1 pseudogene is annotated in these 245 nt (G+C 37.1%); it reads right to left on the minus strand.

The features are described 5' to 3' along the window. A pseudogene (locus tag H4J67_RS20195) lies at positions 1–143 on the minus strand (IS110 family transposase); the annotation flags it as partial. Between the last annotated feature and the right edge of the window lie 102 nt (positions 144–245).

Here is a 245-nt window from a genome sequence, read left to right on the forward strand (position 1 = left end):
GCGAGTTTTTTAAAGGCGGCTTTATTACTGAGTATTTTACCTAGATGAGTTGATTTAGCGCCACGTTGGTCTTCAATATAAGCGACTTCAGTAAATGTTTTATGGGTATCTAAGCCAATGAAAAGTATGTTATGTTTTATCATGCTAGCCTCTGTTTGATAATGTTGACACATATATTATGGCTCTGGTTTGTAAAACTAACCCACATTTAGAGGCTAGCACCTTGTGGGGAGTCATTGTGTCTA

The organism is Colwellia sp. BRX10-4 (assembly GCF_014077465.1).
Classification (GTDB): Bacteria; Pseudomonadota; Gammaproteobacteria; order Enterobacterales; family Alteromonadaceae; genus Colwellia_A.